This is a genomic window from Nonomuraea sp. NPDC049655 (assembly GCF_044465465.1).
Classification (GTDB): Bacteria; Actinomycetota; Actinomycetes; order Streptosporangiales; family Streptosporangiaceae; genus Nonomuraea.
The window spans coordinates 940,679-958,404 of sequence record NZ_JBITLS010000001.1; the positions used below are offsets into that span (position 1 = coordinate 940,679).

Below are 17,726 nucleotides of genomic sequence, written 5' to 3' on the forward strand. Positions count from 1 at the left end.
CCCGCGCCCCTCGGCGTGCCGGAGGGGCGGTGGGAGGGGGTGGGGTCAGGAGGGGAGGGGCGGGCGGCCGTAGCGGGCGGTCCAGGCGGTGTAGACCGGGCTGCGGGCCGCCACGGCGGCATGGGCCGCCCGGGCGCTGTCCAGCAGCGCCGGCGCGTGCGCGGCGAACGACGACCGCCAGATGAGCACCTGACGCATCCACAGCGGGTTCCCGCGCAGCGGCAGCACCGACACCCGCTCGCCCGGGTCGTAGAGCGCCTGGCAGGCCGACACCGCGTGCCCGGCCGCGATCAGCTCCCGCCGCACCCCGGCCTCCACGAGCTGGTACCGCCCGCGTGGCGTGAACCCGGCCCGCCGGCACGCCTCCAGCAGGTGCTCCGGCCAGCCCATCCCGTCGGGCGGCGGCAGCACCCACGGCTCGCCCGCCAGCTCGGCCAGCTCCACCTCGGTACGCCCGGCCAGCGGATGGGCGGCGGGCAGCGCCACGAACACCGGCTCGACCGCCACCACGCCCATCCCCATGGCCGGGCCGAGCCGCAGCTCGTGGTCGGGGTAGTCGGCCACCAGCGCCACGTCGAGCCGTCCGTTGGCCACCATGTCCACCAGCACCCGGACGTAGTGCTCGGTCTGCAGCGTGATCCGGGCCTCGGGCAGCGCGCCCGCCAGGTTCGCGACGAGGGGCACGACGACGGGGTTCTCGAAGCCGCCCACCCGGATCGCCTGCCCGGCCAGCTCGTACGGCCCCGCCGCCAGCAGGTCGTCCACCCCGGCGAGCACCACCCGCGCCCTGGCCAGCACGAACTCCCCGAACGCGGTGGCCGCCACGCCGCGGTGGTCGCGGGTGAAGACCGCCCCGCCGAGCAGGCGCTCGATCCGGCCGAGCTGGGCGGTGAGCGCGGGCTGGGAGACGCCGAGCGCCGCCGCGGCCCTGGTCACACTGCCGTGGTCGGCGATGGCGCGCAGCGTCCTGAGATGTCTCAGTTCGAGCTGCATCCCGCAGAAGCTATCACTCCGGAGTTATGCCCTTATGGGATGAGACTGCCGGATCTATCGGGCCGATAGTGCATGACATGCGTAGATTCGCGGCCCTGGTACTGGCCGCCGCCGTCCTATATGTCCCATCCGCCCATGCGTCGGCGGCCGCCGACGGGCCCGGCGCGGCCACGGTCGTGCCGGTCCAGGTCACCGGCGCCCCGGCCAAGCGGTTCAACCTGATCGTCATGGGCGACGGCTACACCGAGGCCGAGCAGGCGAAGTTCCGGGCCGACGTGGACCGGCACCTCAACGTGATGTGGTCGATCGAGCCGTTCAAGACCTACCGCGACTACATCAACGTCTACCGGATCGACATCGTCTCGGGCGAGTCCGGCGTGAGCTGCGACCCCGGCCTGGACGCGCCCCGCCGTACCACCCCGCTGAGCATGGGCTTCTGGGGCGGCTGCAACCCCGGCAGCGTGCAGCGACTGATCACCATGGACAACTCCGCCGCCACCCGGTTCGCGAACCTGGTCACCGGGACGACGTCGGGCAACCGGCAGATCCTCGCCCTGGCCAACAGCGGCACCTACGGCGGCGCGGGCGGCAGCTACGCCACCGCCTCGGGCAGCAACTCCATGTCCGCCCTGATCAGCCCGCACGAGCTCGGCCACTCCCTGGGCGGCCTGCAGGACGAGTACGACTACTACCAGCGCGGCGTCCCCGGCGGGACCTACGGCGGCTCCGAGCCCTCCAGCGCGCACCACAGCCTGCTGACCGAGCAGCAGATGCTCGACCAGCGCCGCAAGTGGTGGCGGTGGCTGGGCGAGGACAGCGAGTCCGGCGGCCCGATCGCCCGCTACGAGGGCGGCCTGTACTACACCAGCGGCGTGTGGCGGCCGAGCAGGCACTCCATGATGAAGACCCTCGGCTACTACTTCGACCAGGTCAGCCGCGAGGTCATGACCCAGCGCATCACCGCCAAGACCACGCTGATCCAGGACTCCACGCCCACCGCCGCGCCCGTCGGGGCCGACCGGGTGCTCTGGGTCGAGCCGATGCGCCCGGCCGGGCACTCGCTGACCACCACCTGGGCCGTGGACGGCAAGAACCTGCCCGGCGACGCCGACGTCCTCGACCTGCGCACGCTGGGCCTGGCCGCGGGCACGCACACGGTCACGGCCACGGTCGCCGACCCCACGGAGTTCGTCCGGGACCCGGCGATCCGGACCGCCATGAGCCGGACCCGCACCTGGACCGTGGACACCACGCTCACCACGCCGCCCGACGGCGTCCAGGCCGCCGTCGTGTCGTCCACGCCGACGGACCGCCCGGCCGGACGCGAGGCCGTCGTGTACGTCGAGACCACCCACCCGGCGGCGTCCGTCCCCGCCGTCGCCTGGGCGCTGGACGGCCGGCCGGCGGGCACCGGCACCGAGTTCGACCTGGGCGCGGCAGACCTGGCGCCCGGCGCCCACACCCTCACCGCCACCCTCGGCGCCACCACGCTGACCTGGCAGGTCGACGCCGCCGCGCCCACCACCGGGTACGAGCTGTCCGAGCCGCTCGCCCGCTCCGGCGACACCTACGTCTACAACGGCCCGTTCACGATGAAGCTCACCGGCGACGACGACCGCGACGGCTACGTGGTCTCGGAGTCCCGGGTGGACGGCGACGGCTGGTTCAACTACTTCGGCTGGCCCACCTCCTCCGAGCTGCCCTGGACGTTCACCGAGCAGGGCACCGTCATCGACTCCCTGGTCTACGGCAAGCTGCCGCGCGGCCGGCACACCGTCGAGTACCGCTCGATCGACGCCGCCGGCAACTACGGGCAGGCCAAGAGCTTCACCGTCACCACCATCGCCCCGCCGCCCGCCTGCGACCGCACGGTCACCGGCGCGCACCGGGGCCCGCTCACCGTGGCCGACGGCGTCACCTGCCTGAAGGACGCCCAGGTCACCGGCCCGGTCACGGTCAAGGCCGGCGCCTCGCTGGTGACCGACGGAGGCCGGATCAGCGGCACGCTCACCGCCGCCGGGCCCGCCGCCGTGCACCTGATCAGGACGCGCGTGGACGGCGCGCTCAGCGTCACCGGCGCGGGCCGGCTCACGGTCGTGGGCGCCGAGCTGCGCGGCGCGGCCGTGCTCACCGGCAACACCGCGCCGATCCTGTCGGGCGCCACGGTCAAGGGCGCGCTCGCCTGCACCGGCAACACCCCCGGGCCGGCCGACCTCGGCGTGCCGAACCAGGTGAACGGCGCGGGCGGCGGTCAGTGCGGCAAGCTGTCAGCGGGCGTCAAGGGGAAGCCGTACGAGGCGGTCCAGGACGTCCGTCAGTGAGCTGACGGCCAGATCGCGGACCCTGGCGTACTCGGACTCCGGGTACTGCCGGGGTCCGTTCTCCACCAGCAGGATCAGGTAGAGGTAGGCGCGGTACAGGTCCAGTCGGACGCGGGCCGAGGAGGTCAGCTCCAGCGGCGTCACCTCGCGGTAGCCGGCCAGCAGCGGGTCGTCCTCGCGCAGCTCGTCGAAGATCGTCGGGGTGACGAACTCGGCGATCGGGTCGCCCCAGAACGCCCGCTCGTGGTCGATGATCGCCTGGATGCGCGGCTCGCCGGTCAGGTCGAGGAACACGTTCCCGGCCCACACGTCGAAGTGCACCAGGCACGGCGTGGTCACCTCGTCCAGCACCGGCGCGGCCCGCTCGAAGACCGCCATGATCTCGGCGGCCGGGCGGGGCAGCGGCGCCGGGTAGCGCTCGGTGTCGGCCAGCAGCGCGCCCGCCATGGCCAGGAACGCCTCCCGCCAGGTCGAGCCGACGATCCCGGCGTGCGGGTAGCCGAACACCTCGCCGGTCACCGCGTTGAAGGCGGCCAGGTGGCGGCCGAGCTCCCGGCGCAGCGCCTGCTCGCCCTCGGGCTTGACGTCGTTCCAGGAGACGCCGTCGAGCGCGGTCAGCATCAGGTAGTCGCCGCCGAGCACCGGGTCGTCGAACCCGGCCACCAGCAGCTCGGCCATCGGCACGCCCGCCGCGGCGGCCAGCTCGTAGGCGGCGGCCTCCATGCGCAGCAGGTTGCGCTCGTAGCTGAGCTGGTCGAGGTCGGGCGAGGGGGAGAGCTTGAGCACCACCTCGCGGCCGTCCTCCAGGGTCAGCCGCCACACGGCGTTGGCGTAGCCGTCGGTCAGCTCGACGGCCGTGAAGACACCGGCCCCCACGGCCCGTCTGGCCAGCGCGTCGAGCTCGGCGGGCGATAAGCGGCGCTTGGTCCTGCTGTCCACGCGAGGCCCCTTCCGGGTTCAGGCGACGCTGATCGTCCAGCTCGCCACGTGTTCGTCGCCCGGCCGCAGCACGACCAGGTCGGTGCCGGAGTTGAAGGCGTCGGGCGGGCAGGTCATCGGCTCGACCGCGACGCCCTCGTAGCCGAGCTGCCGGCTCGTGCAGACCTGCACCCAGGGCAGCACCGCCGGGTCCCAGGCGAGCCGCACCCCGCCGACCCGAACCTCGCCGCGGTCGAGCCCGGTGAAGGCGTGGTCGATCACGGTGTCGCCGACCGGGCGCGGCTTCCTGAAGTCGTACGGGGTGCCCGCGACGTCGGTCAGGCCGGCCGGCAGCAGCCGGTCGTCGGTCGTCAGGCAGCGGGCGGCGGGCAGCTCCAGCTCCTCGCCCAGCAGCCACGGGTGGGGCCCGCAGCCGTAGGGGGCGTCGGCCTCGCCGGTGTTGCGGGCCGTGACCGTCGTGGTCAGGCCGCCCGCGTCGAGCCGGTGCTCGGCCGACAGCGCCAGCGTGAACGGGTAACCGGGCGCCCCGGCCAGCTCGTACGTCAGGCGCGCCCGATCGGCCCCGGCCTCGGCCACCTTCCAGTCGACGACGGCGACCAGGCCGTGCAGCGCGTGACCGCGGTCGGGCTCGGTCACCTCAAGCCGGTGCGAGCGGCCCTGGAAGGTGTAGCGGGCGCCGCCCACCCGGTTGGGCCAGGGGGCCAGGACGGTGCCCGCGAAGTAGGGGACCGGGCCCTGCTCGGGCCAGGTCGTCACCAGGTCGCGCCCGCCGTGCCGGAGCGTTCTGAGCGCGGCGCCGCGCGGGCTGAGCTGCGCGGTGTAGCCGCCGCCTTCGAGCTGGGGCACGGGAGAAGGTCCTTTCGTCGGGCGTGCGAGCGAGCCGGGCCAGGATAACGCCTGGTCAGGCAGACTCTCGGCGAACCAGGTGCGTGTCGAGGATCACCACGGGCTGGCGCAGCTCCTCGCCGTTGATACGGGCCACGAGGAGCTGGGCCATCTGGCGGCCCATGGCCTCCGTGGGCTGGTGGACGGTGGTCAGCGGCGGATCGGCGTGCAGCGCGGCCTTGGAGTCGTCGAAGCCGATCACGGCGACGTCGCCCGGGATCGCCTTGCCCGCGGCCTTGAGCACGCGCATCGCGCCCAGGGCCATCGGGTCGGAGGCGGCGAAGACGGCGTCGAGATCGGGATGGCTCTCCAGCAGCTCCTGCATGGCGGTGGCGCCGCTCTCCTCGGAGAAGTCGCCGAAGGCCACGATCTCCGGCAGCCCCGAGGGCAGCAGCGCGTCGCGGTAGCCGGCCAGACGGTCGACGCCCACGCCCATGTCCTGGGAGCCGGCGATCGTGGCGATCGCGCCCCGGCCGAGGCCCAGCAGGTGTTTGACCGCCTGCCGGGCCCCCGCCCGGTTGTCCATGTCCACGAAGCTGTAGGGGTCGAGGCCGACGGGCCTGCCGCCGAGCACGGTCGGCACGCCCATCTCCTCCAGCCTGCCCGGCAGCGGGTCGGCGCCGTGCAGCGACAGCAGCAGCACGCCGTCGACGTGCTGCCCCGTCAGGTAGGTCTCCAGCCGCTCGTGCTCCTCGGGGGAGCGCGCCATCGCCAGGATCAGCTGCAGCCCGGTCTCGGCCAGCGCCGAGCCGATGCCGCGGATGGTGCCGGCGAAGTACGGCTCGTCGAAGACCCGGAACTGGGACTCCGACACCACCAGGGCGACCGTGTCCGTGCGGCGCGTGACGAGGGCACGCGCCGCCCTGTTGGGCACGTAGCCCAGCTCGCGGATGGCCAGCTCGACGGCCTCGCGGGCCTTGGCGCTGACGTTCGGCGAGCCGTTGATGACTCTCGACACCGTGCCCCGGCCCACACCGGCCCGAGCCGCGACTGCCTCAAGAGTCGGTCGGTTCATGTCGCCTATTCTGCCGGATGATCTCCGAGTACCAGTGCGCGCTGTCCTTCAGCAGCCGCTCCTGGGTGTCGAAGTCGACGTGGACCAGGCCGAAACGCTTGCCGTAGCCCCAGGCCCATTCGAAGTTGTCCATCAGCGACCAGGCGAAATAGCCCTGCAGGGGCACGCCCGCGTCGATCGCCTGCCGGCACGCGCCGAGGTGCGCCTCCACGTACGCCTGCCGCTGCGCGTCGTGGATGCGGCCGTCGGCCAGCACGTCGTCGAAGGCGGCGCCGTTCTCGGAGACCACCATCGGGATCGGCGGGTAGTCCCGCGCCACCCGGGTGAGCACCTCCACCAGGCCGTCCTCGTCGATCTCCCAGCCCATCGCGGTGACCGGCCGGCCGCCGTTGACGAACGAGACGTGCTCGCTGCCCACCCACGGCGAGGCCGTGTCCGTGGGGGCCGCCGCCGCCGACGCCCTGCCGCCGGGCGCGCCGGAGACCGTGAAGCGGCTGTAGTAGTTGACCAGCAGCACGTCGATCGGCGCGTTGATGGTCTTCATGTCGCCCGGCCGCACGAGGTCGTCGTCGATCGGGATGTCGTTCAGGACGTCCTCGGGGTAGCGGCCGGTCAGCAGCGCGTCCAGGAAGAACCGGTTCTGCAGGCCGTCGATGCGGCGGGCCGCGTCCAGGTCGGCCTCGCTGCCGGTCTCGGGGGAGATCGCGTACAGGTTGACGCAGCCGCCGGCGCGGCGCGCGTCCATCGCCTGGACGGCCAGGCCGTGGGCGAGGTTGAGGTGATGCGCGCCCCTGATCGCGTTGCGCGGCTCACGCCGGCCCGGGGCGTGCTCGCCCGAGGCGTAGCCGAGGAACGCGGCGCACCACGGCTCGTTGACCGTGCTGAAGGTGTGGACGTGGTCCTTCAGCGCCTCGTGCACGATCGCGGCGTACTCGGCGAAGCGGTAGGCCGTGTCGCGGTTGGGCCAGCCGCCCTTGTCCTCCAGCTCCTGCGGCAGGTCCCAGTGGTAGAGGGTCAGCCACGGGTCGATGCCGTTGTTCTGGAGCTCGTCCGTGAGCCGCTTGTAGAAGTCCAGGCCCTTCTGGTTGACCGCGCCCGAGCCGGTCGGCTGGATCCGCGGCCAGGACACCGAGAAGCGGTAGGCCGTCAGGCCCAGGTCCGCCATGATGGCGACGTCCTGGCGGTAGCGGTGGTAATGGTCCATGGCCACGTCCCCGTGGTGCCCGTTGAGCACCCGCCCCGGGGTCTTGGTGAAGGTGTCCCAGATGGACGGGCCGCGTCCGTCCTCGGTGACCGCGCCCTCGATCTGGTACGCCGAGGTGGCCGCGCCGAACGCGAAACCGGGAGGGAAGCGCAGCCCGGGACGAATCTGTTCCTCTTGTGTCGTCACGCCTTGACCGCACCTTCCATGAGTCCGCCGACGATCTGGCGGCCGAATGCGACGAATACCGCGATGAGCGGAATGATGGACAGCGCGGTACCCGCGAAGATCAGCGAGTAGCTGGTCGAGTAGCGCGCGTTGAGCGAGTTGATGGCGATCTGCACGGTCGGGTTGTCCGGCGTCAGCACGATCAGCGGCCACATGTAGTCGTTCCACATGAGCATGAAGGTGTTGATGCCGAGCACCGCCATGCCCGGACGCACGGCCGGCAGCACGACGTTCCACCAGATCCGCAGCGTCGCCGCGCCGTCCACCCTGGCCGCCTCGACCAGTTCGTTCGGCACGGCCTGGCGCGTGTACTGGGTCATCAGGAACACGCCGAACCCGTTGAGCAGGTAGGGCAGGATGATGGCCTTCAGGGTGCCGGTCCACTCCAGGCTCACCATCATGCGGTAGAGCGGGACCACGCCCATCTGCTGCAGCGGCACCGCCATCGTCAGCAGCACGAGCAGCAGCAGGATGTTGCGGCCCTTGAACTGAAGGCTGGCGAAGGCGAACCCGGCCAGGGTGGAGATGATCACCACGGACACGGTGACGATCGCCGCGCTGAAGAAGGAGTTGGTCAGGCCGAGCAGGAAGTGCGCGTCCTCGTTCTCCAGCACCGCGACGATGTTCTCGCCGAGGTTGCCGCCGGGCAGGAACTTCGGCGGCACCGACACGGCGTCGGAGTTCGTGCGCGAGGCGATGACGAGCATCCAGTACAGCGGGAACGCCGACAGGAAGATCGCCACCCCGAGCATGACCCGCGTCATGACGGTCGGTTTCCAGCCGGTCACTTGGCGCCTCCGATCCGCCGGACGAACAGGAAGTTGACGGCCGCGCCGATGAGGATCAGCAGGAACAGCAGCCAGGCGGCCGCCGCGGCGTAGCCGTAGTCGAACTCGCGGAAGCCCTGCTTGACGACGAACATCGCCACCGTCTGGAACTGGCCCTGCGAGCCGCCGTCCACGTTGCCGTTGTAGAAGGTGGTCGGCTCGGAGAACAGCGTCAGGCCGCCGATCGTGGAGTTGAGCACCACGAAGATCATGGTCGGGCGCAGCATCGGCAGCGTGATCTGCCAGAACTGGCGCCGCCGGGACGCGCCGTCGATGGCGGCGGCCTCGTACAGGTCCTTGGGGATCGTCTGCATGCCGGCCAGGAAGATGATGGCGTTGTAGCCCGTCCAGCGCCAGTCGACCATCGCGGCGATGGCCAGCCAGGACGGGAAGCGCTCGGCCCGCCAGTTGATCTTGTCCCCGCCGAACCAGCCCAGGACCCAGTTGACCAGGCCCCAGTCGCGCGCGAACAGCTGGGTGAACACCACGGCGACCGCGACCACCGAGGTGACCAGCGGCAGCAGCACGCTCATGCGGATCGGCAGCCGCCAGCGCAGCTTCTTGTTCAGCGCGTTGGCCAGGAACAGCGCCATCAGCATCTGCGGGATCGTGGCCAGCAGGAAGATGCCGACGGTGTTGGTGACGGCGTTCCAGAAGTCCTCGTCGGCCAGCAGCGCGGCGTAGTTGCCCAGCCCGGCCCACTTGGTGTCGCCGGCCAGGTCGTAGTCGTAGAGCGAGTAGTAGAGCGTGAAGGCCAGCGGGAACAGCCCGAAGGCGGCGAACAGCAGGAAGTACGGGGACACCAGGGCGTACGGCATGGCCTTGACGTCGAGTCGAGAACGCCAGAGGCGGCCGGGCGGGCGATCGCGGCGATGGTGGTTCCGCGCCGCCCGCGGAAGGGTGTCGAGGCTCATAACAGACCTTTCAGCGGCAAGCCCGGCCCGCCGGCGGCGGGCCGGGCGGGGGAAGATCAGCCCGCGGCCTTCACCGCGTCGTCGACCAGCTGCTGCCAGGCCTTGTCGTAGGCCACCGAGCCGTCGTCCATGCCCTGGATGACCGACTCGACCGCGTTCTTGACCTGCGCGTGCTTCACCCCGAGGAACACCGGCTGCAGGCTCTCCGCGGACTTGGCGAAGATCTCACCGATCGGGGCGTCGCTGAAGAACTCGTTCTTCGCGCCCTGCACGGCGGCGTCGGCCTGGGCCTTGCTGTTGCTCGGCATGTTGCCGAAGTCGGTGAAGATGCTCGCCTCGGTCTGCGCGCTGGTCAGGTAGTCGGCGACCTGCGCGGCCTCCTTCGGGTGCTTGGACTGCTTGGGCACGGCCACCCACGAGCCGCCCCAGTTGCCGCCGCCGCCGGGCACCGAGGCGACGTCCCACTTGCCCTTCATGCCGTCGCCGGCGTTGCCCGAGACCACGCCGAGCATCCAGGACGGGCAGCCGACCGTGGCGAAGGCGCCCTTCTGGGTGCCCGCCGCCCACTCGTCGGTGAAGTTGCGCAGCTTGGCCGTCAGGCCGGACTGGCTGAGCTTGGAGGCGAAGTCGAAGCCCGCCTTCACCGCCGGGTTCTTGTCGACGATGAGGTTGTTGTCCTTGTCGAAGTAGGCGACGTTGCCGTTCTTGGCCGCCTCCTGGTACAGCACCACGTTGTAGAGCGTGTTGGTGCCGTCGGTGAACTTGGTGTCCTTCACCTTCGCCTGGAACTGCTGGCCGACCTTCATGAAGTCGTCCCACGTCGGCCACAGGGCGGCGACCTTCTCGCGGTCCGTGGGCAGCCCGGCCTTCTTGAACAGGTCCGTGCGGTAGCACAGGCTCATGCCGCCGATGTCGGTGCCGAGGCCGAAGATCTTGCCGTCGGCCGTCACGCCGTTCTCCCACTTCCAGGCGGGGTAGTCGGCCTTGCGGCCCTCAAGGCCGTACTCCTTCAGGTCGGCCCACCACTCGGGGTGCGCCTTGGCCAGGCCCATGCCGCCCTCGTCGATGCCGACGACGTCGCCCGCGCCGTTGCCGGACTGCAGCCACTGGATCATCTGGGGCCAGTACTGCTGCTCGAACTGGTCGGTCAGGTGCTCTTCCTTGATCTGGATGTCCTTGTGCTCGGCGTTCCACTTCTCGATGGCGTTCTTGTAGCCGAAGTTGGAGCCGCCGCCGAAGGTCTGCACCCGGATGGTGACGGGCTCGGCCGCCGCCGCGGAGGAGGCGGGGCTGTTGCCGGCGGCCGGCGTGTCGCCGCTGCCGCACGACGCGACGGTCAGCGCCGCCGCGGCCAGGGCTGAGGCCGCGGCCAGGCCGCGACGCTTGCTGATCATCATGGGAGACCCCTTCTCGGGTGACTGATGGGAGGTGCACCGCGGCACGCGCTCCGCCGCGGTGGGAGTGTTTGGGAGCGCTCCCACAAAGGGTGCACTTACCGGCTGTGTCCGTCAATCCGCCGAAACGGAACCGTTACCAATCGTGCGTTTTGCCACCCAGAATCAGGATTTAAGGGGATGAAGGGTGTGAAGGGCTGTTTGGGAGCGCTCCCACCTCAAGAGACATCTTTCGTGCCGCATCAAGGGCATGTCGCCCGGACCCTCCGGGCTTGCTCCCGGTCAGGTGCGGCTGTCACGGAGCGTGACGATCTTCTGGAGCGTTCCAACGAGTTGACTCGGGGCCCGCCCGCGGCGTCCGGCGCGGCGTCGGCGGCGTCCGGCTCAGTGGCTGCGCGGAGAGGGGCGGTTGGGGAGACTGGTGGCAGAGCGGGTACGAGTCCTGGCGATCATGGAATGCGACGTGCTCGGCCACGACGATCCGCACCACTGGACCTGCTGAACGACCTCCGGCCCCTGCCCGACGACATCACCGTGCACCTGGACGCCGGCTACGACTCCGACAAGACCCGCCCCCTGCTTGCCGAACGTGGCCTGGACGGCCGGATCGCGCACAAGGGCGAGAAGGCACCGGTCCAGGCAAGCGACAGGTGGCATGGGGAGCGTACCCATGCCTGGCAGAACGCCTTCCAGCGCCTCGCCCGCTGCCACGAACACCACGCAACGGTCATCGACGCGTTCTTACGCGGCCTGATCCGCCGGGCCTGGACAACCCCACCGCTGGGACAACCGACCCAGCCGCCACCCGTGAACACACGCCCCATGGCGCGTCGCGCGGTTCATTGCTCGACGTCGAGGCCCTCGACGTCGACAGGCTGCCTTCCGTCGAACGTCACGAGGATTCCGTAGGGGTCCGCCAGCCGGAGCCTGCTCTCCGTGAAACGGATTGCCCAGGTTTGGTCGGCCCACACGGTTGCTTCGGGACCTGCCAGCGGCAACTCCGGAAGGTCGAGCCAGCTCAGTTCCTCAGTCGTGAGTTCGAAGTGCGATTCCCGGAGTCGGGTGCGGCAGTACTCCAAAGCTCGGTCGACGAAGACATCGAAGTGGCTCACGACGTCGTGAGCGAAATGGAGGGTGGCCTCTTCTGGCGGGGCGGCCGGCTCGATCACCAGACTCAGCCCGGTCTCGACCGCGCCTGCCGGCTCCGGGAAGTAACCGGTCCAGCAGGCCAGCGATGGAGGGCTCTCCACCCTTCTCAACACAACCCCGGCGATACGCACGGTCGCGGGCAGTTTCGCGTCAACGCCAGGCTCTTCAGCGCCCGAGCTTCTCGTGGGGGCGCCGTTGTCGGTCATTGGCTCAGCATAGGTCCAGCCTGGTCACGATGATGATCGACAGCCGAGGCGCGTAGCCACAACGTCCGGGCCTCAGCCTGATGCGGGGCTCAGCAGGCGGCGGCGCGTTCGTGGAGCAGGGCGCGCTCGCGGGAGTTGCGGGTCATCGAGGCCGCCCGTTCGAACTCGGCCCGCGCCTCGCCGCGCCGGCCCAGCCGGAACAGCAGGTCGCCGCGGACGCTCGGCAGCAGGTGGTAACCCTTGAGCGCCGGCTCGTCCACGATCTGGTCGAGCAGGTCGAGGCCCACCGCCGGGCCGTAGGCCATCGACAGCGCCACCGCGCGGTTGAGCTCGACGACGGGGGAGCGGGCCAGCCGGGCCAGCGACTCGTACAGGCCGGCGATGCGCACCCAGTCGGTGTCGCCGGGGTCGAACGCGCGGGCGTGGCAGGCCGCGATCGCGGCCTGCAGCGTGTACGCCCCCGCCACGCCCGCCCGCTCCTCGCCCAGGCGTGCGGCCCCCTCCGCGGCCAGGCTCGCGGCCCGTTCCTCGGCCAGGCTCTCGGCTCGGGCCAGGGCCGCCAGCCCGCGGCCGATGAGCAGCCGGTCCCACCGGGTGCGGTCCTGTTCCAGCAGCAGCACCGGCTCCCCGGACGGGCCCACCCGGGCCGCCGCCCTGGACGCCTGGATCTCCATGAGCGCGACCAGCCCGTGCACCTCGGGTTCGGCGGGCATCAGCCCGGCCAGTACCCGGCCCAGCCGCAGCGCGTCCTCGCACAGGCCGGGCCGCATCCAGTCGTCGCCCGCGGTCGCCGAGTACCCCTCGTTGAAGATCAGGTAGATGACCTCCAGCACGGACGACAGGCGTCCGGCCAGCTCGGCGCCCTGCGGCACCTCGAACGGGACCTTCCGGTCGGCCAGGGTGCGCTTGGCCCGCACGATCCGCTGGGCGGCGGTCGGTTCGGGCACCAGGAACGCGCGGGCGATCTCGTCGGTGCTCAGGCCGCCGAGCACCCGCAGCGTCAGGGCCACCCGCGCCTCCATCGACAGCGCCGGATGGCAGGCGGTGAAGACCAGCCGCAGCAGGTCGTCCTCGATCTCGTCGGGCTCGGGCGGCTCCCCGGCGGTCTCCAGCCGGTGGCCCAGCTCGGCCAGGTTGCGGGACATCCGCTCGTTCCTGCGGATCAGGTCGACGGCGCGGCGCTTGGACACCGTCATCAGCCAGGCGCCCGGGTTGCGTGGCACGCCGGATTCCGGCCACTGCTCCAGGGCCGCGACCAGCGCGTCCTGGGCCAGCTCCTCGGCCAGGCCGACGTCGCGGACCAGCCCGGCCAGGCCGGCGATGAGCCTGGGCGCCTCGATCCGCCAGACCGCCTCGATCGCCCGGTGGGTGTCGGAAGCCATCACCGGCTCATGACACCAGCACCGTCCGGGGTCCGCAAGCCGAGGTCAGCTCTCCCGCCCGCCCAGACGCCGGCGCATGGCCTTCTCCCGCTCGACCTCCGCCGGGTCGGACGAGGCCGCGTCGGGCGCGTCGGAGGCGTCGTACACCCGCCACACGTCCAGGCCGATCCCGTCATAGCCCTCGGGGACGGGCACGCGCATGGCCCATTCCAGAGCCTCCTCCCTGGACTTCACCTGGATCAGCCAGAACCCCGCGATCAGCTCCTTGGCCTCGGCGAACGGGCCGTCGATCACCGTGGCCCGGCCGTCGCTGTAGGCGATCTGCGCGCCCTGCGAGCTCGGGTAGAGCCCCTCGGCGGCCAGCAGCACCCCGGCCTTGGCCAGCGCCTCGTTGTAGGCGTGCATGTTGTCGACGAGCTCCTGGCTGGGCAGCGCCCCGGCCTCGGTCTCCCCGTTGGCCTTGCCGACGATCATGAATTTCATCCTGCCGTCCCTTCCGTCCGCGGCCCCGGGGCGGAGCCGGCCTCGCCGAAGCGTCGAACGGGCGCCGGCCGGATCGACACGCGGGCGCGGACCGTCCGCTTCCAGGGCACCGTACCGGTCGTGCGGCCGGGTGGCCGATGTGCCATCCTCGCCCCATGCACCAACCCGCACAAGACGCCCCCGTCCCCAACCGGGCCCTCTGGGACGAGCGCGCCCGCGTCCACGGCTCCACCTCCGCCGACCGGTTCTACGACGTCGACGCCTTCCTCGCCGGCCGGCAGACCCTCTACCCGCTTGAACGCCGCCTGGCCGGCGACGTCGCCGGCCGGGACCTGCTCCACCTGCAATGCCATTTCGGCCTGGACACGCTGAGCTGGGCACGGCTCGGAGCGCGGGTGACCGGCGTCGACTTCTCCCCGGTGGCGGTCGCGCGCGCCCGCGACCTGGCGGCCAGGGCCGGGCTGGCGGCCACGTTCGTCGAGGCCGACACGCAGCGGCTGCCGGAGTCGCTGGCCGGCGGCTTCGACCTGGCGGTGGCCACGTACGGCGTGTTGTGCTGGATCGGCGACCTGGACGCCTGGATGCGCGGCGCGGCCATGGCGCTGCGGCCGGGCGGGCGGCTGGTGCTGGTCGACCTGCATCCGGCCTACGAGACGGTGTCCTCGCTCGACCCGCTGGTGGCCGACTGGCCCTACGGCGGCGGCCAGGCCCACCGGGAGACGGTGACCGGGACGTACGCCGACGCCGCGGTGGTGACCGAGGCCCACGAGGCGGTCGAGTACCCGCACTCGGTGGGCGAGATCGTCACGGCGGCGGCGCGGGCCGGGTTCACGGTGGCCGAGCTGGGCGAGCACGTCGAGACCGACATGGACCCGCGCGGCCTGCTGGCCGAGGGCGCGGACGGCCGGTACCGGTTCCCGTTCGGGGACTCGCACCTGCCGATCCTGTACTCGCTGCTGGCGGTCCGGCCCTGAGACGCGGCGAGCGCGCGTCCCTCGTACGGGGACGCGCGCTCGGAGCGGGGGAAGGTCAGCTCGCGTACTGCGGGTATCCGTAGCCGACGACCTGCGACTTCGGACGGACGCGCTCCTCGACCTTGCCGTTGCCGGTGTTGCCCTCGATCGTGGAGATCGTGCCGTCCTGGTTGTCCTTGACGACGAAGCCGACGTGCTGGATGGCGTCCAGGCTCTTGCTGCCGCCCCAGGAGAAGAAGACCACCGCGCCGGGCCTGGCCTCGGCGCCCCAGCGGTCGTTGGCGGCGAACCACTTGGCGTGGGCCACGGTCCAGGCGTCCCAGCCGACCTGCGGGCGGGCGCCGGTGTGCTCGCCGACCCAGGAGACGAAGATCGAGCACCAGGGGGCGTTCAGGTACATGGCGCGGGTGCCGCCGTCGCGGGCGATGGTCTCCGCCGCGCGCTGGGAGTCGGCGTACCACTTCTGGAACTTGGTGCCGCCGCCGTAGGCGTTCTCGGAGGTGCCGACCTGGGCCTTGGCCATCGCCAGCACCTGCTGGGCGGTGACGTTGACCTGGGTCTCCTCCGCCTTGCGGGTCTGGGCGGCGGTCTGCGGCGCGACGGCCGAGTGCCCGGCCGCGGCGGCCGGGCCGGCGCTGTCGGCGGCGGCGGCGGTGGCGTGGGCGCCGATGGCGGAGGCGAGGATGGCCGCGCCGAGCGCGGCGTGAGCGTAGGTGATCTTCGGGGCACGGATGGGACGGTGCGTGGCCATCGAGGGCATTGACTCCTTGCTTCCATGCCGCTTACCGGGTTAGCTGACGGGTTCGGACGTGGAAGCTGCCCTACGGCACCGAAGTGCCGATTCACCCCAAAGGACGTGGGTCCCCGGTTCCGCCCGAAGGCGGATTCAGCGGTCACAGGACGATCCTGTGAAATGTCTTGCGATGGTTGGACAAAGCCGGACAAACCGGACGTCTGCCGCGAGATGCCCCACAAGGTAATACATCGGGCAAGAGCAAGGCAAGTGGCTAAAGGTCCAGCTAGGAGAGTTGCGCCCGCGCTTCGGCCAGAAGCCCCATCATGGCAAGGGATTCGTCAAGCGGCATGATCGCGCTCTCTGTGCGGCCCTCGATCGTGGCCGCGCGCACCTCGCGCAGCTCGCCCGCGTAACCGTTGTCGGCCGGGTCGAGCACCAGCTCCTCCGTCTCCATCGACGGCCCCGACAGCAGCACCCGCCGCGGCGCCCAGAACGGCGCCAGGATGTCGGCCCGCATCGACGTGCCCACCACGCTCGCGTCGTTGGCGTGATGGGCCAGCAGCGACACGTCCACCAGGGCGCGCCGCCCGTCCGGGTACAGCAGCAGCCCGCCGGCCTCGGCGTCGACGCCGCTGGGCGCCAGCGAGCCGGCCATGCGCAGCTCCGCGGGCATGCCGAGCAGCAGCTGGGCCAGCCCGAACGGGTAGATCCCCAGGTCGAGCAGGGCCCCGCCGCCCAGCTCCGGCGCCCACAGCCGATGGGCGGGGTCGTAGGGCAGCGCGAAGCCGAACGAGGCCCGCACCGACCGGATCTCGCCGAAGCGCGGATCGGCCGCCACCCGCTGGATGAGCGGGTTGAAGCGCATCCACATGGCCTCCATGAGGAAGACCCCGGCCGCGCGGGCCAGCGCCACCATGCGCTCGGCGTCGGCCACGTCGGCCGCCAGCGGCTTCTCGCACAGCACCGACTTGCCCGCCGCGATGGCCGCCTCGGCCACCTCCAGGTGCTGGGCGTGCGGCGTGGCGACGTAGATCGCGTCGACGGCCGGATCGGCGCACAGGGCCTCGTAGGAGCCGTAGGCCGACTCCGCGCCCAGCTCGTCGGCCAGCGCCCGCGCCCTGAGCGGGCTCCGCGAGCCGACGGCGGCCACCCGCATGCCGGGCTCGGCCACGATGGCCGCTCCCACGGTACGCGCGATGCCGCCGGTCGCCGCTATTCCCCAGGTGAAATCTCGCACGACCGAGATCGTAGAGCGCTCAGGTCAGGTTGAACGAGTCGGGGTCGGGCCCGATCCGCCGCCCCGCGTTCATCGCGCCGATGGCCGCCATGTCCTCGGTGTCGAGGATGAAGTCGAACACGTCGATGTTCTCCTCGATCCTCGACGGCGTGACCGACTTGGGGATCACCACGTTGCCGAGCTGCAGGTGCCAGCGGAGCACGATCTGGGCGGGCGTCTTGCCGTACTTCTCCGACAGCACGCGCAGCGCCGGGTCGGCCAGCAGCCCCTTGCCCTGCCCGAGCGGGCTCCACGCCTCGGTCAGAATGCCGTTGGCCTCGTGGAAGGCCCGCATCTCGCGCTGCTGGAAGTACGGGTGGAGCTCGATCTGGTTGATCGACGGCGTGATGTCGGTCTCCTCCATCAGCCGGGTCAGGGTGGCGACCGTGAAGTTGGAGACCCCGATGGCCTTGGCCCGTCCGTCCCGGTAGATCTTCTCCAGCCCCCGCCAGGCCTGCACATACCTGTCCTGCTCCGGGACCGGCCAGTGGATCAGGAAAAGATCTACGTAGTCGAGGCCCAGACGGGCCAGGCTCTCGTCGAAGGCCTGCTCGGCGCGCCCGTGGTCGCCGTTCCACAGCTTGGTGGTGACGAACACCTTCTCCCGTGGCACCCCGGCGGCGCGCACGGCCCGGCCGACGCCCTCCTCGTTCTCGTAGGCGGCGGCGGTGTCGATGTGCCGGTATCCGGCGCGCAGCGCGGCCGTCACCGCGTGCTCGGCGTCGTCGGCAGAGACCTGCCAGACGCCGAAGCCGAGCTGTGGTATCTGCACACCGTCGGTGTTGAGCATCAGCGAGTTCATA

16 protein-coding genes, 1 pseudogene and 1 riboswitch are annotated in these 17,726 nt (G+C 71.3%); of the genes and pseudogenes, 3 read left to right on the top strand and 14 right to left on the bottom strand.

Annotation, left to right across the window (positions count from 1 at the left end):
* Nucleotides 1-45 precede the first annotated feature (45 nt).
* The gene (locus ACIBQ6_RS04355; protein WP_397210199.1) at nt 46-993 is read right to left on the bottom strand and encodes a LysR substrate-binding domain-containing protein; all 948 of its coding nucleotides are present in this window, start codon (nt 991-993) and stop codon (nt 46-48) included.
* A gap of 77 nt (nt 994-1,070) precedes the next feature.
* Between ACIBQ6_RS04355 and ACIBQ6_RS04360 the strand changes: the two genes are divergently transcribed.
* Nucleotides 1,071-3,314 carry a M64 family metallopeptidase gene (locus ACIBQ6_RS04360; RefSeq protein ID WP_358293044.1) on the top strand — a complete coding sequence of 748 codons (2,244 nt, stop codon included), beginning with the start codon at nt 1,071-1,073 and terminating at the stop codon, nt 3,312-3,314.
* Here ACIBQ6_RS04360 and ACIBQ6_RS04365 read toward each other — a convergent pair.
* From ACIBQ6_RS04365 to ACIBQ6_RS04395, 7 genes are read right to left on the bottom strand one after another with little or no spacing between them, the layout of a single operon-like run.
* Nucleotides 3,261-4,253, bottom strand: coding sequence for an aminoglycoside phosphotransferase family protein (locus tag ACIBQ6_RS04365; protein WP_358293041.1), 993 nt, complete (start codon nt 4,251-4,253; stop codon nt 3,261-3,263). The two genes, ACIBQ6_RS04360 and ACIBQ6_RS04365, sit on opposite strands and share 54 nt — an antisense overlap.
* 18 nt (nt 4,254-4,271) lie before the next feature.
* The gene (locus ACIBQ6_RS04370) at nt 4,272-5,099 is read right to left on the bottom strand and encodes an aldose 1-epimerase family protein (RefSeq protein ID WP_358293039.1); all 828 of its coding nucleotides are present in this window, start codon (nt 5,097-5,099) and stop codon (nt 4,272-4,274) included.
* Nucleotides 5,100-5,154: 55 nt separating this feature from the next.
* Nucleotides 5,155-6,153 (bottom strand): LacI family DNA-binding transcriptional regulator, encoded by a 999-nt coding sequence (locus tag ACIBQ6_RS04375; protein ID WP_352325792.1) that lies wholly within the window; start codon nt 6,151-6,153, stop codon nt 5,155-5,157.
* Nucleotides 6,134-7,543: a GH1 family beta-glucosidase gene (locus ACIBQ6_RS04380; RefSeq protein WP_358293036.1), complete on the bottom strand. Its 1,410-nt coding sequence runs from the start codon at nt 7,541-7,543 to the stop codon at nt 6,134-6,136. Before ACIBQ6_RS04380 ends, ACIBQ6_RS04375 begins: the two co-directional genes overlap by 20 nt.
* Nucleotides 7,540-8,370 carry a carbohydrate ABC transporter permease gene (locus tag ACIBQ6_RS04385; RefSeq protein WP_358293033.1) on the bottom strand — a complete coding sequence of 277 codons (831 nt, stop codon included), beginning with the start codon at nt 8,368-8,370 and terminating at the stop codon, nt 7,540-7,542. The genes ACIBQ6_RS04380 and ACIBQ6_RS04385 overlap by 4 nt, the downstream gene beginning before the upstream one ends.
* Nucleotides 8,367-9,323, bottom strand: coding sequence for a sugar ABC transporter permease (locus tag ACIBQ6_RS04390; protein ID WP_358293031.1), 957 nt, complete (start codon nt 9,321-9,323; stop codon nt 8,367-8,369). The genes ACIBQ6_RS04385 and ACIBQ6_RS04390 overlap by 4 nt, the downstream gene beginning before the upstream one ends.
* 56 nt (nt 9,324-9,379) lie before the next feature.
* Nucleotides 9,380-10,720, bottom strand: a complete 1,341-nt coding sequence (locus tag ACIBQ6_RS04395; protein ID WP_358293029.1) for an extracellular solute-binding protein — start codon at nt 10,718-10,720, stop codon at nt 9,380-9,382.
* A gap of 513 nt (nt 10,721-11,233) precedes the next feature.
* On the opposite strand from ACIBQ6_RS04395, the pseudogene ACIBQ6_RS04400 reads away from it, so the two are divergent.
* Nucleotides 11,234-11,528 (top strand): annotated as a pseudogene (locus tag ACIBQ6_RS04400) (IS5/IS1182 family transposase); the annotation flags it as partial.
* A gap of 28 nt (nt 11,529-11,556) precedes the next feature.
* Here ACIBQ6_RS04400 and ACIBQ6_RS04405 read toward each other — a convergent pair.
* The 3 genes from ACIBQ6_RS04405 to ACIBQ6_RS04415 form a co-directional block, all read right to left on the bottom strand.
* Nucleotides 11,557-12,072, bottom strand: a complete 516-nt coding sequence (locus ACIBQ6_RS04405) for a hypothetical protein (RefSeq protein ID WP_397210202.1) — start codon at nt 12,070-12,072, stop codon at nt 11,557-11,559.
* 89 nt (nt 12,073-12,161) lie between these two features.
* A complete protein-coding gene (locus ACIBQ6_RS04410) occupies nt 12,162-13,454 on the bottom strand; it encodes an RNA polymerase sigma factor (RefSeq protein WP_397210204.1) in 1,293 nt (430 codons plus the stop codon).
* A gap of 45 nt (nt 13,455-13,499) precedes the next feature.
* Nucleotides 13,500-13,937: a YciI family protein gene (locus tag ACIBQ6_RS04415; RefSeq protein ID WP_397210206.1), complete on the bottom strand. Its 438-nt coding sequence runs from the start codon at nt 13,935-13,937 to the stop codon at nt 13,500-13,502.
* A gap of 155 nt (nt 13,938-14,092) precedes the next feature.
* Here ACIBQ6_RS04415 and ACIBQ6_RS04420 point away from each other — a divergent pair, with 155 nt between their 5' ends.
* Nucleotides 14,093-14,911, top strand: coding sequence for a class I SAM-dependent methyltransferase (locus ACIBQ6_RS04420; protein ID WP_397210207.1), 819 nt, complete (start codon nt 14,093-14,095; stop codon nt 14,909-14,911).
* A gap of 55 nt (nt 14,912-14,966) precedes the next feature.
* Here ACIBQ6_RS04420 and ACIBQ6_RS04425 read toward each other — a convergent pair whose 3' ends face one another.
* The 3 genes from ACIBQ6_RS04425 to ACIBQ6_RS04435 form a co-directional block, all read right to left on the bottom strand.
* Complete coding sequence (locus tag ACIBQ6_RS04425; RefSeq protein ID WP_358293019.1) at nt 14,967-15,662, bottom strand: CHAP domain-containing protein; 696 nt, start codon at nt 15,660-15,662, stop codon at nt 14,967-14,969.
* Nucleotides 15,663-15,675: 13 nt separating this feature from the next.
* Nucleotides 15,676-15,813: riboswitch (cyclic di-AMP (ydaO/yuaA leader) on the bottom strand.
* Between the two features lie 117 nt (nt 15,814-15,930).
* Nucleotides 15,931-16,884, bottom strand: a complete 954-nt coding sequence (locus tag ACIBQ6_RS04430) for a Gfo/Idh/MocA family protein (RefSeq protein ID WP_397210210.1) — start codon at nt 16,882-16,884, stop codon at nt 15,931-15,933.
* 19 nt (nt 16,885-16,903) lie between these two features.
* A complete protein-coding gene (locus tag ACIBQ6_RS04435; RefSeq protein ID WP_397210211.1) occupies nt 16,904-17,725 on the bottom strand; it encodes an aldo/keto reductase in 822 nt (273 codons plus the stop codon).
* Nucleotide 17,726 lies beyond the last annotated feature (1 nt).

Bases quoted from the DNA above. Each gene is read 5' to 3' on its own strand.
- ACIBQ6_RS04390 (WP_358293031.1), bottom strand. From the start codon at position 9,323: ATGAGCCTCGACACCCTTCCGCGGGCGGCGCGGAACCACCATCGCCGC.
- ACIBQ6_RS04410 (WP_397210204.1), bottom strand. From the start codon at position 13,454: ATGGCTTCCGACACCCACCGGGCGATCGAGGCGGTCTGGCGGATCGAG.
- ACIBQ6_RS04415 (WP_397210206.1), bottom strand. From the start codon at position 13,937: ATGAAATTCATGATCGTCGGCAAGGCCAACGGGGAGACCGAGGCCGGG.
- ACIBQ6_RS04360 (WP_358293044.1), top strand. From the start codon at position 1,071: ATGCGTAGATTCGCGGCCCTGGTACTGGCCGCCGCCGTCCTATATGTC.
- ACIBQ6_RS04395 (WP_358293029.1), bottom strand. From the start codon at position 10,720: ATGATGATCAGCAAGCGTCGCGGCCTGGCCGCGGCCTCAGCCCTGGCC.
- ACIBQ6_RS04405 (WP_397210202.1), bottom strand. From the start codon at position 12,072: ATGACCGACAACGGCGCCCCCACGAGAAGCTCGGGCGCTGAAGAGCCT.
- ACIBQ6_RS04420 (WP_397210207.1), top strand. From the start codon at position 14,093: ATGCACCAACCCGCACAAGACGCCCCCGTCCCCAACCGGGCCCTCTGG.
- ACIBQ6_RS04425 (WP_358293019.1), bottom strand. From the start codon at position 15,662: ATGGCCACGCACCGTCCCATCCGTGCCCCGAAGATCACCTACGCTCAC.
- ACIBQ6_RS04375 (WP_352325792.1), bottom strand. From the start codon at position 6,153: ATGAACCGACCGACTCTTGAGGCAGTCGCGGCTCGGGCCGGTGTGGGC.
- ACIBQ6_RS04435 (WP_397210211.1), bottom strand. From the start codon at position 17,725: ATGAACTCGCTGATGCTCAACACCGACGGTGTGCAGATACCACAGCTC.
- ACIBQ6_RS04355 (WP_397210199.1), bottom strand. From the start codon at position 993: ATGCAGCTCGAACTGAGACATCTCAGGACGCTGCGCGCCATCGCCGAC.